This window comes from Caballeronia sp. J97, from assembly GCF_905220305.1.
In the GTDB taxonomy this organism is placed as follows: domain Bacteria; phylum Pseudomonadota; class Gammaproteobacteria; order Burkholderiales; family Burkholderiaceae; genus Caballeronia.
Window position 1 is genome coordinate 275,027 of record NZ_CAJMZL010000001.1, and the last position, 13,398, is coordinate 288,424.

The following is a 13,398-nucleotide window of genomic DNA, read 5'->3' on the forward strand; positions in this document are numbered from 1 at the left end:
CTAAACGGAGCGCACGGCTATGTCGGCCATAACGACACACGCATCGTCCATCGAATTGTCCAGACCTCCCCGCGCAGTCATCTTCGACGCTTACGGCACGCTCTTCGACGTCCATTCGGTCGTCGCCGCCGCCGAGCAGCTTTTTCCTGGCCATGGCGACGCGCTCTCGAAGCTCTGGCGCCGCAAGCAGATCGAATACACGCAACTGCGCACGCTCGCGGACCCGGCGGGCGCGCATTACGAACCGTTCTGGAAGATCACGATCGATGCGCTGCGCCATGCGGCCGCGCGCCTGAAACTCGCCGACGCATTGACGAGCGCCGCCGAAAAGCGGCTCATGGACGAATACGCGTGCCTTTCCGCGTTTCCCGACACCCTGCCCGCGCTCAGATCATTGCGCGACGGCCTCGCCATTCCCCTCGCGATTCTGTCGAACGGCAATCCACCGATGCTCGACGTCGCCGTCAAAAGCGCCGGCATGGGCGGGCTCTTCGATCACGTGCTGTCCGTCGATGCCGCGCGCGCCTACAAGCCCGCTCCCGCCGCCTATGCGCTCGGCACGCAAGCCTTCGACGCCGCCGCGCGCGACATCGTCTTCGTGTCCAGCAACGGCTGGAACGTAGCTGGCGCAACGTGGTTCGGATACACGACGTTCTGGATCAACCGCGCCGCGCTGCCGCTCGAGGAACTGGGCGTCGCGCCGCACGGCAGCGGCCGCGGCATGACCGAACTCATCGCTTTCATCGAAAGCGGCTCCGCGCGTGCGCTCAACGCATCGCGCGGCCGCAAGACAGGCAGCGCACGCCGGCCGCCGGGCATCTAGCGGCCGGCTGCCCTTTCATTGCTTCATGCAACCACTAGCAAAACCGTCTGACCGACCAAGGAGAAAACCATGACGCATCCATCGAATCCGCTTTCGCTTCCGAAAGGCATGGCAATCTCGGCCGATATCAAGCCCGGCTACGAGACCATCCTGACGCCCGAGGCGCTCGCGTTCGTCGCGTCGCTGCATCGCCAGTTCGAGGCGCGCCGCCAGCAATTGCTCGGCGCGCGCGTCGAACGCACGAAGCGCCTCGACGCGGGCGAGCGTCCCGGCTTCCTCGAAGAGACGAAATCGATCCGCGAAGGCGACTGGAAAGTCGCGCCGCTGCCGAAGGATCTGCAATGCCGCCGTGTCGAAATCACCGGCCCGGTCGAGCGCAAGATGATCATCAACGCGCTCAATTCCGGCGCGGATTCGTACATGACCGACTTCGAGGATTCGAACGCGCCGAACTGGGACAATCAGATCGTCGGCCAGATCAACCTGAAGGAAGCGGTGCGCCGCACGATCGCGCTGGAGCAAAACGGCAAGTCGTACACGCTCAAGGACAAGATCGCGACCCTGATCGTGCGTCCGCGCGGCTGGCATCTCGACGAGAAGCATGTCACGGTAGACGGCCAGCGCGTGTCGGGCGGCATTTTCGATTTCGCGCTTTTCCTGTTCCACAACGCGAAGGAGTTGATCGCGCGGGGCAGCGGCCCGTACTTCTATCTGCCGAAGATGGAAAGCCATCTCGAAGCGCGCTTGTGGAACGACATCTTCGTCGCGGCGCAGGAAGGTGTCGGCATTCCGCGCGGCACGATTCGCGCGACGGTGCTCGTCGAAACGATTCTCGCCGCGTTCGAGATGGACGAAATCCTGTACGAGCTGCGCGAGCATAGCTCGGGCCTCAACGCGGGCCGCTGGGACTACATCTTCTCGGCGATCAAGAAGTTCAAGAACGACACGGATTTCTGCCTCGCCGACCGCGCGAAGATCACGATGACCTCCCCGTTCATGCGCGCCTACGCACTCGAGTTGCTGAAGACCTGTCACAAGCGCGGCGCGCCGGCGATCGGCGGCATGTCCGCGCTGATTCCGATCAAGAACGATCCGGCCGCCAACGATCGCGCGATGGGCGGGGTGCGCTCCGACAAGGCGCGCGACGCCACCGACGGCTACGACGGCGGCTGGGTCGCGCATCCGGGCCTCGTGCCGGTCGCGATGGAAGAGTTCGTGAAGGTGCTCGGCGACAAGCCGAACCAGATCGACAAGCAGCGCACCGACGTGCAGGTGACCGCGCACGACCTGCTCGACTTCCGTCCCGAAGAGCCGATCACCGAAGCGGGCCTGCGCAACAACGTGAACGTGGGCGTCCACTATCTCGGTTCATGGCTCGCCGGCAATGGCTGCGTGCCGATCCACAATCTGATGGAAGACGCCGCGACCGCGGAGATCTCGCGCTCGCAAGTGTGGCAATGGATCCGCTCGCCGAAGGGCAAGCTCGACGACGGCCGCAAGGTCACGGCCGCGATGGTGCGCGACATCACCATCGACGAACTGGAGAAAGTGAAGCAGGCCGTCGGTGCAACGGGCGCGGACACGAAGCCGTATGAACGCGCGGCGAAGATCTTCGAGGAGATGTCGACCTCGGCGCAGTTCACCGAGTTTCTGACGCTGCCGCTGTACGAGGAAATCTGACCGTTTCGGTCCTTCCGACGCACGATTGAAAAACGGCCCGAGGGCCGTTTTTTCGTCTGCCGCGCCTCATGGATCGCGCACGGCGTGTGCTACATTGCGCATCGTCTTTTCAACGATTCAACCGTGGAGCGCACTCACCGTGCGAACGACAGCATGAGCAATATCCAGCTCGATATCGAATGGACCGAAGCGGCATCGCGCAAGATCGAAAAACTGATGCCGCGCAACGTGAACAAGGACTCGTATCTGGCGTTGCCGCCCGTCGAATGTCTGCCGATGGAAGGCGACGTGCTCTTTCTCGGGCCGGCCGGCAAGCAGCAGCCGTTCATCGTCGCGGAGCGTCAGTATCATCACGACGGCGACGCCGACTGGACCATCATCCTGATCCTCGACGTCCCGCACGAAACACACTGACGACGGTCTTTCGGTCCGTCAGAGGATCTTGCTCGCGACACGGACCTCGCCGTGCTCGCACAAATCCGGCGACTTGGCGCGAAACGCCTGAATATGCGCCGATTCGCCGTGCTTCGCGAGCGCGGCCTCGCTCTCCCAGCGTTCGACGAAGATAAAGCGCCGCGGCTCCTTGATGTCGCGGTGCAAGTCGTATTGCAGCGCACCCGCTTCCTTGCGCGTCGGCTCGACGTTCGCTTCGAGCACTTGCCTCAGTTCTTCTTCCTTCCCCGGCTTGGCGACAAAAATCGCGACGACGGCCACTTCCGACATGAGCGTTCTCCTGTTTTCACTCAAACGATGAAAGCACGAGCATAACCGCGCACGGCGGACATCGCCGAAAACGCCTGACGAACCTGACGACCCGGCCAAAGAAAAAACCCGCGTTCCAAGAGAAACGCGGGTAAAAACCGTCGCCCTACGAGGATAGGCGACGGGGCCATCGGGGTTCGCGCCTGGCGAACCAATCGTCTGTTTGTCCGGCGCAACGCGCCTGATGAGCGCGCTTCGAAGAACGTCGGGCAGGTAAATGACGCCACTGATGCAATGTACTGTCCGCACGTTCATTTCTATAAGCTTTTGCGCACATTTCCCGATAGAAAGAATTGTCTGCGCAATTCTCAGACGACGCTCGCATTTCTGTGCATGCTGAAAAAATCGTTTGCGACCACGACTCGGTAATGAAGACGTAAAAAAAACCGCCTCGCAATCGAGGCGGTTTCTTCGGGATCGGGCTGAAAGATCAGCTGATCTGATCGGACAGTAACGCCATGATCTGGCGCGCCTGCGGCGACGAATCGACATTGCCCTTGTCGTCGACGATGGCGACGCGCGTCTGCTGCTCGGTGACCGCGCGCACGTTGACCTGATACTGCTTCGCCTTCATTTCCTTGCGACCGTGGAACACCTGGCTCCAGAAGCCTTGCTCCGCCGACGACTTGTCCGTCGGATCGACATAGCGCACGTAGTAGACGCCCTTGCTGCGGTCGCGGTCGTCCACCGTGAAGTTGGCGCGATCGAGCGCGATGCCCACGTGCAACCACGCGCGGTCATACGCTTCGGGCAGCGTCAGTTGCGAGGACTCGGCCTCGGGCACGACTTCGTTTCGGATCGGCGAGTTGCCCGAGTTCGCAACATTCTGCGCCGCGACCTTCGCCGCCTTCGAGTCGCCGCCCTTCGCGGCCTGAGCGCCCGCTGCGCCGGCAGCGCCGGCGGCGGCGGGCGTGTCGAGCGGCGTCGCGCCGCCGGCAGCCGTGCGTTGATCGGCCATCGAGAGCGAGGACATCAGGCGCTTCAGGTATTCGTTCTCGAGCGCCGGGTCGTTCGGGCGCGCCTGCCACTGGCTCGTGTCGTTGTTCACGCCGGTCAGCGCCTCGCGCATACCCTTCTGGCTGATGAACACGTACGTGCCGCCGCTCGGCGCCGTCTCGAGACGCGTGCGGTACTTGTTGCGCTCGGCGGTGACATAAGAATTGCCGGTCGCCTTGGCGAGCGTGTCGCGGATCAGGCCGTCGGAGATTTGCGGATGGGTTTCGTTCCAGTCCGTTTCCATCACGCCCTTGTCGCGCTGATCGACGACGAGCAGGAAACCCTGCTCCTGCCAGAAACGGCGGACCTGCGGCCACACCTGATCGGGCGTCTTGCCGTCGACGACGAGCCAGCGCTCGGTGCCGTCTCGCTGAATGTGCATGCCCGACACCGGTGGAACCACCGTGGGCGTGTTCGGAGCGACTTTCTGGATTTGCTGCAGATCGGACAGCGATGCCTGGCCGCCCTGCGGCGGCAGCGAACGCTGGTCGGACGCTTCGTCGAGCAGGTTCGGCGGAACGGCGAGAGACACCTGTTTCGAACGCTGATCGCTCTTGTAATTGAACGCGTTGGGATTGGACGAGCCACATCCCGACACGATTCCGGCCACCGCGAAAAGCGCAGCCACCCGCTTCGTTACACGAAAATCTGTCATTTGGAAAAGTCCTTCCGCTACGCCACGGGCGTTCTTCCGTGGATCAACCCGTTATTTTACCGGTCCGGCGCTGCGCAGTGAAAAAAGGCGAGCGAACGGCCGCCCAAAACAACCCCACCGCGCCCGTTTCGACCCTTGCCTGTCAGGCGAAGAAACACGCTCAAAGGCAGCGAACTGCAATCTCCGCACTCTTCATTTAAGCTGCTTCGCGCCGAATTGACAATTTATGACAATTACGAAAAGCGGCAATTCGGTCTTTCGATCTTCGCAACACCCTGATTTTTAGAGAGTTTGTCTCTCTCCGCCCCGGGTTCGCTGGTGTCACGGGGGTGGATCTGTGCGTATTGCGTTGCAGCGCCTTTCTCCTAAAATCTCATCTCAAAAAATAAGAAGAGTCCTAATTAACGGAGAGAAAAAGCATGAAAAAAATCAGAATTCCTCACTACGCAGCGGCATGCCTGACAATCCTCGCGATCGGCGCATCGGTTGACGTGCACGCTCAACTCGGCGCAACCGTGCCCGCCGCGGATGTGTCGCACGGCGATGTCGTGCAGCAGGCTCAGGGCGGCCTCGTCCAATATCACGAAACAACCGATGCCAACGGCATCGTCGTGCGTGAGTACGTCGATTCGAGCGGCCAGGTGTACGCGGTGTCCTGGCGCGGCCCGGCGATGCCGGACATTCGATCGCTGCTTGGCCAATACTTCGAGACGTTCAGGCAAGGCGCGAACGCATCGACCGCCGACGCGGGACTGCACACGTCGCGCGTCGCGAAGGGCGATCTCGTCGTCGAAAATCGCGTGCGGCTGCGCGAATTCAGTGGCCGCGCATGGCTCGCGAGCGCCTTGCCGCCGGGCGTGACTTCGACCGACATCCAGTGAGCGCCCGACGATGAAAACCCGTGCCCTTCTCTCGATGCCCGCCCTCGCGCTCTGCGTTTTTCTCCACGCCTGCGGAGGCGGCGGCGGCGGTGGCGGCAGCACCTCGACCGGCAGTTCCGCCGCGCCGTCCCAGCAGGCCAGCGCGCCCGATGCGGCCAGTGCCGCCGCGCCCGCGATCGCGGCATCCTCGCCGTCCGCCAATACGACCGTGGCGCAGTCGACGACGCCCAACGTCCAGACGATCCGCGTCTCCAGCACGCCGACCAACACGCGCAACATGCTGCAAACCAGCGTAACGATCTGCGTGCCCGGCACGAATACGTGCCAGACGATCGACAACATTCAGGTCGACACCGGCTCGCACGGCCTGAGAGTGCTGGCGTCCGCGCTCGATTCGTCGATCGCACTGCCGCTGCTCGCGGGCAGCAGCCAGAGTGCGATCGTCGCGGAATGCGCCGTCTTCGGCTCGGGCTATACCTGGGGCGCGGTGCGCACTGCCGATGTCCGGCTCGCGAGCCAGGTCGCGCGCTCGACCTCCGTGCAACTGATCGCCGATATCGCCGCGGGCAACGCGGCGCAAGACTGCAGCCAGTCCGGTTTGCCGATGCTCTCCGCGTCGAGCCTGCGCGGCAACGGCATACTCGGCGTCGGACCGTTCACCGCCGACTGCGGCGCGGGCTGCGCAGCCTCCGCAATGCCGCGCTGGTACTACGACTGCGTGTCGAGCAACTGCGTCTCGAGCAAGGTGTCCGTCGCGCAGCAAGTGACCAATCCTGTTGCTAACTTCGCCACCGACAACAATGGCGTGCTGATCGAGTTGCCCGACGTGCCGGACAGCGGCGCGTCGGCGGTCACGGGGACGATGACCTTCGGCATCGGCTCGCAGTCGAACAATCTGCTCGGCTCCGCGACCGTGCTCAAGTCGAACTCGCTGTCCGGCTACGTCACGACGGATTTCGGCGGCAGCCAGTATGGGTCGAGCTTCATCGACAGCGGATCGAACGGCGTCTTCTTCCCGTCGACGACGCTAGCCAAATGCGGCGTGTGGTATTGCCCGTCGACGCCGCAGACGATCGCCGCGACGATCCGCTCGTCGAGCGGCGCGCAAAGCGCGGTGAGCTTCACGATTGCGCAATCGACGGCCTTGTTCGGCACGGGCCACTTCGCCTTCGACAATCTCGCCGGTACGGCCAGCGGCTACTTCGACTGGGGCCTGCCGTTCTTCTACGGCCGGCGCGTATTCACGGCGCTCGACGGAAGACCGACGCCGGCGGGACCGGGGCCGTATTACGCGTTCTGAACCCGGAAATGAAAAAGCCGCTTCCGGTGTCCCGGAAACGGCTTTTCGTCAGGGCTGGCGCGTGACTAGGCCTTGCTTTCCTCGTCGAAGATCTTCTGCGCGAGATGGAATGCCGAATTCGCCGCCGGCACGCCGCAGTAGACCGCCGTCTGCAGCAGCACTTCCTTGATCTCGTCTTGCGTTACGCCGTTGTTCTTCGCGGCGCGCAAGTGCAGCGCGAGTTCTTCGCTGCGGTTGAGCGCGACCATCATCGCGATCGTGAGGAGGCTGCGCGTATGGCGCGGCAGGCCATCGCGCGTCCAGATTTCACCCCACGCATAGCGCGTGATGAAGTTCTGGAATTCGGTCGTGAGTTCCGTGCGATTCGCAAGCGAGCGGTCCACGTGCGCGTCGGACAGCACCGCGCGGCGCACCTTCATCCCGGCTTCGTAGCGTTCGTCGTCGGTCATTGTCATTCTCCGAGGAATTCGAGGACGGCGCGCGTGTAGTCGTCGCGCTTTTCGATGTTCGACAGATGCGCGGCGTCCAGCTCGACGTAGCGCGAACCCTCGATGTAACCCGCGAGCTCACGGCCCTGCTCGGCCGTCGTCGACAGATCGTGCGTGCCCGAGATCACGAGCACGGGCAGCTTGATCGTCTTTGCTTCGTCGCGCAGGTCGGCATCGCGGATCGCTTCGCAGTTCGACGCGTAGCCGTCGCCGTCGGTGTGGCGAAACACGTCGCGGATATTCGACAGCACGAGTTGCTCGCGCTCGAGGAACGGCGCGGTGAACCAGCGCGCGATCACCGTATCGGTCAGCGCGGGCATGCCGCCCGTCTCGCGCGCCTTCGCGGCGCGCGGCGTCCACACGGCATCGGAGCCGATCAGCGCCGCGGTGTTCGACAGCACCACGCGCGCAAAGCGCTGCGGATGACGCGCGGCCAGCCCGATGCCGGTCAGGCCGCCCATCGACAGGCCGCAGTAATTCGCGCGCTCGATTTTCAGATGATCCATCAGGCCGATCACATCGCCGATCAGCTGATCGATCGTGTACGGGCCCGCCGGCACGTCCGAATGGCCGTGACCGCGCGTGTCGTAGCGCAGCACGCGATAGCGCTTCGCGAAGGCCTCGATGTTCGGCGTCCACATCGACACATCGGCGCCGAGCGAATTCGACAGCACGAGCCACGGGGCGTCGTCGCCCGCCGTGACATCGATGCGATAGTGAATCCGCGTTCCGTTCACTTCGGCAAGAGGCATGTTTTTACCGCTCCTGTTGGTTCGATTGAGCGTTCGCGATGGCGGCATCGACGAACGCCTGCGCCTGTCCGACGTAGTTCGCCGGATCGAGCAATTGCTTCAATTGATCTTGCGACACATGGCGCATGACGGTTTCGTTCGCGGCGAGCTCGTCGAAGAGCGATGTGCCGTTCGCGACCGACGCCTTCGACGCGCCTTCGACCAGCTTGTGCGCATCGAGCCTGCCGATGGCGTCGCCGAGCGCGAGCATCACCGCTTCGCCGAGCACGAGGCCGTGGGTCACGTTCAGGTTTTGCGCGAGACGTTCGACGTTGACTTCCATCGCCACAACGATGCCGGCGATGTTCGACAAAGCGCCCGCGGTCAGACGCGCGAGATCGGGCAGCGCTTCCCATTCGGCCTGCCAGCCGCCCAATGCGCGCTCGTGCTCCTGAACCATGCCCGCGAAGATCGTCGCGACGAGGTTCGGCGCGCGCGTCGCCGCGGTGAGCACGGCCGCGCAGCCGACGGGATTGCGCTTGTGCGGCATCGTCGACGAACCGCCCTTGCCCGCGGCGGCCGGTTCGGCGACTTCGCCGAGTTCGGTCTGCATCATCAGCGAGATGTCGCGCGCGATCTTGCCGAGCGTGCCCGTCAGCATGCCGAGAAACGACGCCGCTTCCGCGATGCGATCGCGCTGCGAGTGCCACGGCAACGCGGGCAGCGTCAGCCTCAGATCGTCCGCGAGCGATGCCGCGACAGGCAACGCCTTGTCGCGCAGACTCGCAAGCGTGCCCGCCGCGCCGCCGAATTGCAGCACGAGCGCGCGCGTTTTCAGTTCACCGAGACGCCGGCGATGACGCGTCACCGCATCGAGCCACTGCGCGAACTTCAGACCCAGCGTGATCGGCAGCGCTTGCTGGAGCCACGTGCGGCCAATCATCGGCGTCTTCTTGTGCGCCTGCGCCTGTGCGGCGAGCGCATCGGCGAGCGCGCGCAAATCCGCATCGATCAGATCGAGGAAAGCGCGCAATTGCAGCACGACGCCCGTATCGATGATGTCCTGACTCGTCGCGCCCCAGTGCACGTACTTCGCGGCTTCGGCGTCGTTCGCCTTCACGACGGCCGTCAACTGCTTGACGAGCGGAATCGCGAGATTGCCGCCCGCTTGCGCGCCGGTCATCAATGCGTCGGCATCGATGTTATCGGCCTTGCACGCGCCGACGATCGCCTCGACCGCGCCCGACGGAATCACGCCGTGCCTGGCCGACGCCCGCGCGAGCGCGGCTTCGACATCGAGCATCGCCTGCACGGTCGCGCGCGGCGACCAGATCTCGTTCGCGTCCGCGTTGCCGCAGATCAGATCGGTGAGACGTCCAGTCGATGAGAACATGCACTCAGACCCGCTCGATGATCATCGCGATGCCCTGACCCACGCCGATGCACATCGTGCAGAGCGCGTAGCGTCCGCCCGTGCGATGCAGCTGGTAGCTTGCGGTCGTGACGAGCCGCGCGCCCGACGCGCCGAGCGGATGGCCCAGCGCGATCGCGCCGCCGTTCGGGTTGACACGGGGATCGTCGTCGGCGACGCCGAGCATGCGCAGCGTCGCGACACCTTGCGACGCGAACGCTTCGTTCAGCTCGATCACGTCCATCTGGTCGATGGTCATGCCCAGACGCGCGAGCAGCTTCTGCGATGCCGGTCCCGGGCCGATGCCCATCACGCGCGGCGGCACGCCTGCCGTCGCGAGGCCGAGAATGCGCGCGCGCGGCGTGAGGCCGTTGCGCTTCGCGCTCTCTTCGTCGGCGATCAGCATCGCGACCGCGCCGTCGTTCACGCCCGACGCGTTGCCCGCCGTCACCGAGCCGTCCGGGCGCACGACGCCCTTCAGCTTCGCGAGCGCTTCGAGGCTCGTCTCGCGCGGATGCTCGTCACGATCGACGACGAGCGCATCGCCCTTCTTCTGAGGAATCGTCACCGCGACGATTTCCTGAGCGAGCGTGCCGTCCTTCTGCGCACGCGCCGCCTTCTGCTGACTGCGCAGCGCGAATGCGTCCTGATCGGCGCGGCTGATCTTGTAATCGTCCGCGACGTTCTCGGCCGTCTCGGGCATCGAATCGACGCCGTATTGCTTCTTCATCAGCGGATTGATGAAACGCCAGCCGATGGTCGTGTCGTGGATCTCTGCAGAGCGCGAGAACGCGCTCGTCGCCTTGCCCATCACGAACGGCGCGCGGCTCATGCTTTCGACGCCGCCCGCGATCATCAGGCTCGTCTCGCCCGCCTTGATCGCGCGGGCCGCGACGCCGATCGCGTCCATGCCCGAACCGCACAGGCGGTTGACCGTCGAGCCCGGCGTGCCGATGGGCAGGCCCGCCAGCAGCGCCGACATGCGCGCGACGTTGCGGTTGTCCTCGCCCGCCTGGTTCGCGCAGCCGTAGATCACTTCGTCGATGGCTTCCCAGTCCACTTCCTTGTTGCGCTCGACCAGCGCGCGCAGCGGCACGGCGCCCAGATCGTCGGCGCGCACGGAGGACAGCGAGCCGCCGTAACGGCCGATCGGCGTGCGGATGGCATCACATACGAAAGCTTCTTTCATCAGTTGCTCCAGTTCTCTTGTGTCTCGGGCTCAGGCAGCTTCGGTGAGCGGCGCATATTGAAGCGGCACCTTGGCCAACTTCTGCAATTCTTGGAACGACAGACCTTCCACGATCTCGCGCACGACCAGGCCTTCCGGGGTCACGTCGAACACCGCGAGATCCGTGTACACGCGGTTCACGCACGCCACGCCCGTCACCGGATACGTACACACGTCGACGAGCTTGCTTTCGCCCTGTTTCGTGAGCAGTTCCATCATCACGTAGACCTGCTTCGCGCCGATCGCGAGATCCATCGCGCCGCCGACCGCCGGAATCGCGTCGGGCGCGCCGGTGTGCCAGTTGGCGAGATCGCCCGTCGCGGACACCTGGAACGCGCCGAGCACGCAGAAGTCGAGATGGCCGCCGCGCATCATCGCGAACGAATCCGCGTGATGGAAATACGCGCCGCCCGTGAGCAGCGTCACGTGCTGCTTGCCCGCGTTGATGAGTTCGTCGTCTTCCTCGCCTTTCGCGGGCGCCGGGCCCATGCCGAGCAGGCCGTTTTCGCTGTGCAGGAAGATTTCGCGGTCGGCCGCCAGATGATTGGCGACGAGCGTCGGCACGCCGATGCCGAGGTTCACATACGCGCCTTCGGGAATATCCGCGGCCACGCGCTTGGCCATTTCGTCACGAGTGAGTTTCTTCATGGCTTGTCGTCCTTAAGCGGCAATTTCGGCTGCGAGTTCCGCTGCGTGCACGGTCTGCGGCACTTCCACGACGCGCTGCACGAAGATGCCCGGCGTCACGATGTTTTCGGGGTCGAGTTCGCCGAGCGGCACGACCTTCGACACCTGCACGATGGCCGTCTTCGCGGCGCTCGCCATGATCGGGCCGAAGTTGCGCGCAGTCTTACGATAGACCAGATTGCCCCAGCGGTCGCCCTTATATGCCTTCACGAGCGCGAAATCCGCGTGCAGAGGCGCTTCGAGCACATATTGCTTGCCGTCGATCAGACGCGTTTCCTTGCCTTCCGCGAGCTTCGTGCCGTAGCCCGTCGGCGTGAAAAAGCCGCCGATGCCCGCGCCGGCCGCGCGGATGCGCTCGGCCAGGTTGCCCTGCGGCACGAGTTCCAGCTCGATTTCGCCCGCGCGATAGAGCGCGTCGAACACGTACGAATCCGTCTGACGCGGGAACGAGCAGATGATCTTGCGCACGCGCTTCGCCTTGAGCAGCGCGGCGAGACCCGTGTCGCCATTGCCGGCGTTGTTGTTGACGATCGTGAGCTCGCGCGCGCCCTGCTCGATGAGCGCGTCGATCAGCTCGGACGGCATGCCCGCCGTCCCGAAACCGCCGATCATGATGGTCGCGCCGTCGTGGACGTCGGCCACGGCCGAGGCGAGCGAATCGAAAATCTTGTTGATCATGTGCCGTTCCTTCTCCTGTCTCGGGAAAGCCGATCTGGCATCGCGCTTCCCGAATTCGGGTTTACCAGTTGGTAATCAGACTTGCTTCAAAATGTTCGTCATGCGAACATGGATTCGTTTAGCGAACATCCGAATGGTAGTCCCGCATTCGTTGTCGTGTCAACGAAGCAAGTGCGACCTACGGGTTTTCACCGGTGCCGATCCGCTCGGCTGTCCGTTCGCGCGTTTCATGATGAGCCTTATGAAGACTTTAGCCACTCCCAATCCGGAAGCCGAAACGCAGGATGCGCAATCGCGCCCCGGCGATGCATATGTGCAGTCGTTCGCGCGCGGGCTCGCCGTGATCCGCTCGTTCGACGCCAACCGTCCCGCCCAGACCCTGACCGATGTCGCCGCCGCAACGGGCCTCACGCGCGCGGGCGCGCGCCGCATTCTTCTGACGCTGCAGGCGCTCGGCTACGTCGAAGCGGACGGACGTCTCTTTCAGTTGACGCCGAAGATCCTCGATCTCGGTTTCGCCTATCTGACGTCGATGCCCTTCTGGAATCTGGCCGAGCCGGTGATGGAAGAACTCGTCGAGCAGGTGCACGAAAGCTGCTCGGCGGCCGTGCTGAACGGCGCGGAAATCGTCTACGTGCTGCGCGTGCCGACACACAAGATCATCACGCAGAATCTCTCGATCGGCAGCCGTTTGCCCGCGTTCTGCACGTCGATGGGCCGTGTCCTGCTCGCCGCGCTCGACGAAGCGCGCCTCGATGAAGTGCTCGATTCGAGTTCGCTCGTCGCGCGCACACCGCGCACGATCATCGACAAGGACGCGCTCAAGGAAGCGATCGCCATCGTGCGGCGCCAGGGCTGGGCGATCGTCGATCAGGAGCTGGAGGAAGGATTGATCTCGATGTCCGCGCCGATCCACGACCGGCAAGGCCGCGTGATCGCGGCGCTGAACATCAGCGGCAACGCGCAGCGCAAAAACGCGAAGCAGATGGTGAAGGCGTTTCTCGAGCCGCTGCAGGAAGCGGCGCAGCGCGTGTCGGACATGGTCGCGCGACGCGGATGACGCCGCATTGACGCGCGA

The 13,398-nt window shown here is 64.1% G+C and carries 14 protein-coding genes; 6 read left to right on the plus strand and 8 right to left on the minus strand.

Annotated features, from left to right (window positions below):
* The first annotated feature begins 19 nt into the window (after nucleotides 1-19).
* The 3 genes from U4Y90_RS01260 (at nucleotide 20) to U4Y90_RS01270 (ending at nucleotide 2,917) form a co-directional block, all read left to right on the plus strand.
* On the plus strand, nucleotides 20-823 hold the full coding sequence (locus U4Y90_RS01260; protein ID WP_321791393.1) for a haloacid dehalogenase type II: 804 nt from the start codon (nucleotides 20-22) through the stop codon (nucleotides 821-823).
* 69 nt (nucleotides 824-892) lie between these two features.
* Nucleotides 893-2,503: a malate synthase A gene (aceB, locus tag U4Y90_RS01265; protein WP_321791395.1), complete on the plus strand. Its 1,611-nt coding sequence runs from the start codon at nucleotides 893-895 to the stop codon at nucleotides 2,501-2,503.
* A gap of 153 nt (nucleotides 2,504-2,656) precedes the next feature.
* The gene (locus U4Y90_RS01270; RefSeq protein ID WP_321791397.1) at nucleotides 2,657-2,917 is read left to right on the plus strand and encodes a DNA-binding protein; all 261 of its coding nucleotides are present in this window, start codon (nucleotides 2,657-2,659) and stop codon (nucleotides 2,915-2,917) included.
* 18 nt (nucleotides 2,918-2,935) lie between these two features.
* Here the strand turns inward: U4Y90_RS01270 and U4Y90_RS01275 are convergent, their stop codons facing one another.
* Together U4Y90_RS01275 and bamC are read right to left on the minus strand one after the other, a co-directional pair.
* Nucleotides 2,936-3,226, minus strand: coding sequence for a putative quinol monooxygenase (locus tag U4Y90_RS01275; RefSeq protein ID WP_321791399.1), 291 nt, complete (start codon nucleotides 3,224-3,226; stop codon nucleotides 2,936-2,938).
* A 469-nt stretch (nucleotides 3,227-3,695) separates the two neighbouring features.
* On the minus strand, nucleotides 3,696-4,916 hold the full coding sequence (bamC, locus tag U4Y90_RS01280; protein WP_321791401.1) for an outer membrane protein assembly factor BamC: 1,221 nt from the start codon (nucleotides 4,914-4,916) through the stop codon (nucleotides 3,696-3,698).
* Nucleotides 4,917-5,335: 419 nt separating this feature from the next.
* Here bamC and U4Y90_RS01285 point away from each other — a divergent pair, with 419 nt between their 5' ends.
* Entirely contained in the window at nucleotides 5,336-5,797 is a 462-nt protein-coding gene (locus U4Y90_RS01285; RefSeq protein ID WP_321791403.1) for a DUF2844 domain-containing protein, read from the plus strand.
* Between the two features lie 10 nt (nucleotides 5,798-5,807).
* Nucleotides 5,808-7,097 (plus strand): DUF3443 domain-containing protein, encoded by a 1,290-nt coding sequence (locus tag U4Y90_RS01290; protein ID WP_321791405.1) that lies wholly within the window; start codon nucleotides 5,808-5,810, stop codon nucleotides 7,095-7,097.
* 65 nt (nucleotides 7,098-7,162) lie between these two features.
* On the opposite strand, the gene pcaC is transcribed toward U4Y90_RS01290, so the two are convergent.
* From pcaC to U4Y90_RS01320, 6 genes are read right to left on the minus strand one after another with little or no spacing between them, the layout of a single operon-like run.
* Nucleotides 7,163-7,546 (minus strand): 4-carboxymuconolactone decarboxylase, encoded by a 384-nt coding sequence (pcaC, locus tag U4Y90_RS01295; protein ID WP_061160545.1) that lies wholly within the window; start codon nucleotides 7,544-7,546, stop codon nucleotides 7,163-7,165.
* Between the two features lie 2 nt (nucleotides 7,547-7,548).
* On the minus strand, nucleotides 7,549-8,337 hold the full coding sequence (gene pcaD, locus U4Y90_RS01300; protein WP_321791409.1) for a 3-oxoadipate enol-lactonase: 789 nt from the start codon (nucleotides 8,335-8,337) through the stop codon (nucleotides 7,549-7,551).
* Between the two features lie 4 nt (nucleotides 8,338-8,341).
* Nucleotides 8,342-9,709 (minus strand): 3-carboxy-cis,cis-muconate cycloisomerase, encoded by a 1,368-nt coding sequence (locus U4Y90_RS01305; protein WP_321791411.1) that lies wholly within the window; start codon nucleotides 9,707-9,709, stop codon nucleotides 8,342-8,344.
* Between the two features lie 4 nt (nucleotides 9,710-9,713).
* Entirely contained in the window at nucleotides 9,714-10,916 is a 1,203-nt protein-coding gene (pcaF, locus tag U4Y90_RS01310; protein WP_321791413.1) for a 3-oxoadipyl-CoA thiolase, read from the minus strand.
* A 30-nt stretch (nucleotides 10,917-10,946) separates the two neighbouring features.
* Nucleotides 10,947-11,603, minus strand: coding sequence for a 3-oxoacid CoA-transferase subunit B (locus U4Y90_RS01315; protein ID WP_321791415.1), 657 nt, complete (start codon nucleotides 11,601-11,603; stop codon nucleotides 10,947-10,949).
* Nucleotides 11,604-11,615: 12 nt separating this feature from the next.
* Nucleotides 11,616-12,320 carry a 3-oxoacid CoA-transferase subunit A gene (locus tag U4Y90_RS01320; RefSeq protein WP_321791417.1) on the minus strand — a complete coding sequence of 235 codons (705 nt, stop codon included), beginning with the start codon at nucleotides 12,318-12,320 and terminating at the stop codon, nucleotides 11,616-11,618.
* Between the two features lie 241 nt (nucleotides 12,321-12,561).
* On the opposite strand from U4Y90_RS01320, the gene U4Y90_RS01325 reads away from it, so the two are divergent.
* Nucleotides 12,562-13,380, plus strand: coding sequence for an IclR family transcriptional regulator (locus U4Y90_RS01325; RefSeq protein WP_321791419.1), 819 nt, complete (start codon nucleotides 12,562-12,564; stop codon nucleotides 13,378-13,380).
* The last annotated feature ends 18 nt before the right edge of the window (nucleotides 13,381-13,398 follow it).

Coding starts and splice junctions, on each gene's coding strand:
- U4Y90_RS01260 (WP_321791393.1), top strand. CDS start 20: ATGTCGGCCATAACGACACACGCATCGTCCATCGAATTGTCCAGACCT.
- aceB (WP_321791395.1), top strand. CDS start 893: ATGACGCATCCATCGAATCCGCTTTCGCTTCCGAAAGGCATGGCAATC.
- U4Y90_RS01270 (WP_321791397.1), top strand. CDS start 2,657: ATGAGCAATATCCAGCTCGATATCGAATGGACCGAAGCGGCATCGCGC.
- U4Y90_RS01275 (WP_321791399.1), bottom strand. CDS start 3,226: ATGTCGGAAGTGGCCGTCGTCGCGATTTTTGTCGCCAAGCCGGGGAAG.
- bamC (WP_321791401.1), bottom strand. CDS start 4,916: ATGACAGATTTTCGTGTAACGAAGCGGGTGGCTGCGCTTTTCGCGGTG.
- U4Y90_RS01285 (WP_321791403.1), top strand. CDS start 5,336: ATGAAAAAAATCAGAATTCCTCACTACGCAGCGGCATGCCTGACAATC.
- U4Y90_RS01290 (WP_321791405.1), top strand. CDS start 5,808: ATGAAAACCCGTGCCCTTCTCTCGATGCCCGCCCTCGCGCTCTGCGTT.
- pcaC (WP_061160545.1), bottom strand. CDS start 7,546: ATGACCGACGACGAACGCTACGAAGCCGGGATGAAGGTGCGCCGCGCG.
- pcaD (WP_321791409.1), bottom strand. CDS start 8,337: ATGCCTCTTGCCGAAGTGAACGGAACGCGGATTCACTATCGCATCGAT.
- U4Y90_RS01305 (WP_321791411.1), bottom strand. CDS start 9,709: ATGTTCTCATCGACTGGACGTCTCACCGATCTGATCTGCGGCAACGCG.
- pcaF (WP_321791413.1), bottom strand. CDS start 10,916: ATGAAAGAAGCTTTCGTATGTGATGCCATCCGCACGCCGATCGGCCGT.
- U4Y90_RS01315 (WP_321791415.1), bottom strand. CDS start 11,603: ATGAAGAAACTCACTCGTGACGAAATGGCCAAGCGCGTGGCCGCGGAT.
- U4Y90_RS01320 (WP_321791417.1), bottom strand. CDS start 12,320: ATGATCAACAAGATTTTCGATTCGCTCGCCTCGGCCGTGGCCGACGTC.
- U4Y90_RS01325 (WP_321791419.1), top strand. CDS start 12,562: ATGAAGACTTTAGCCACTCCCAATCCGGAAGCCGAAACGCAGGATGCG.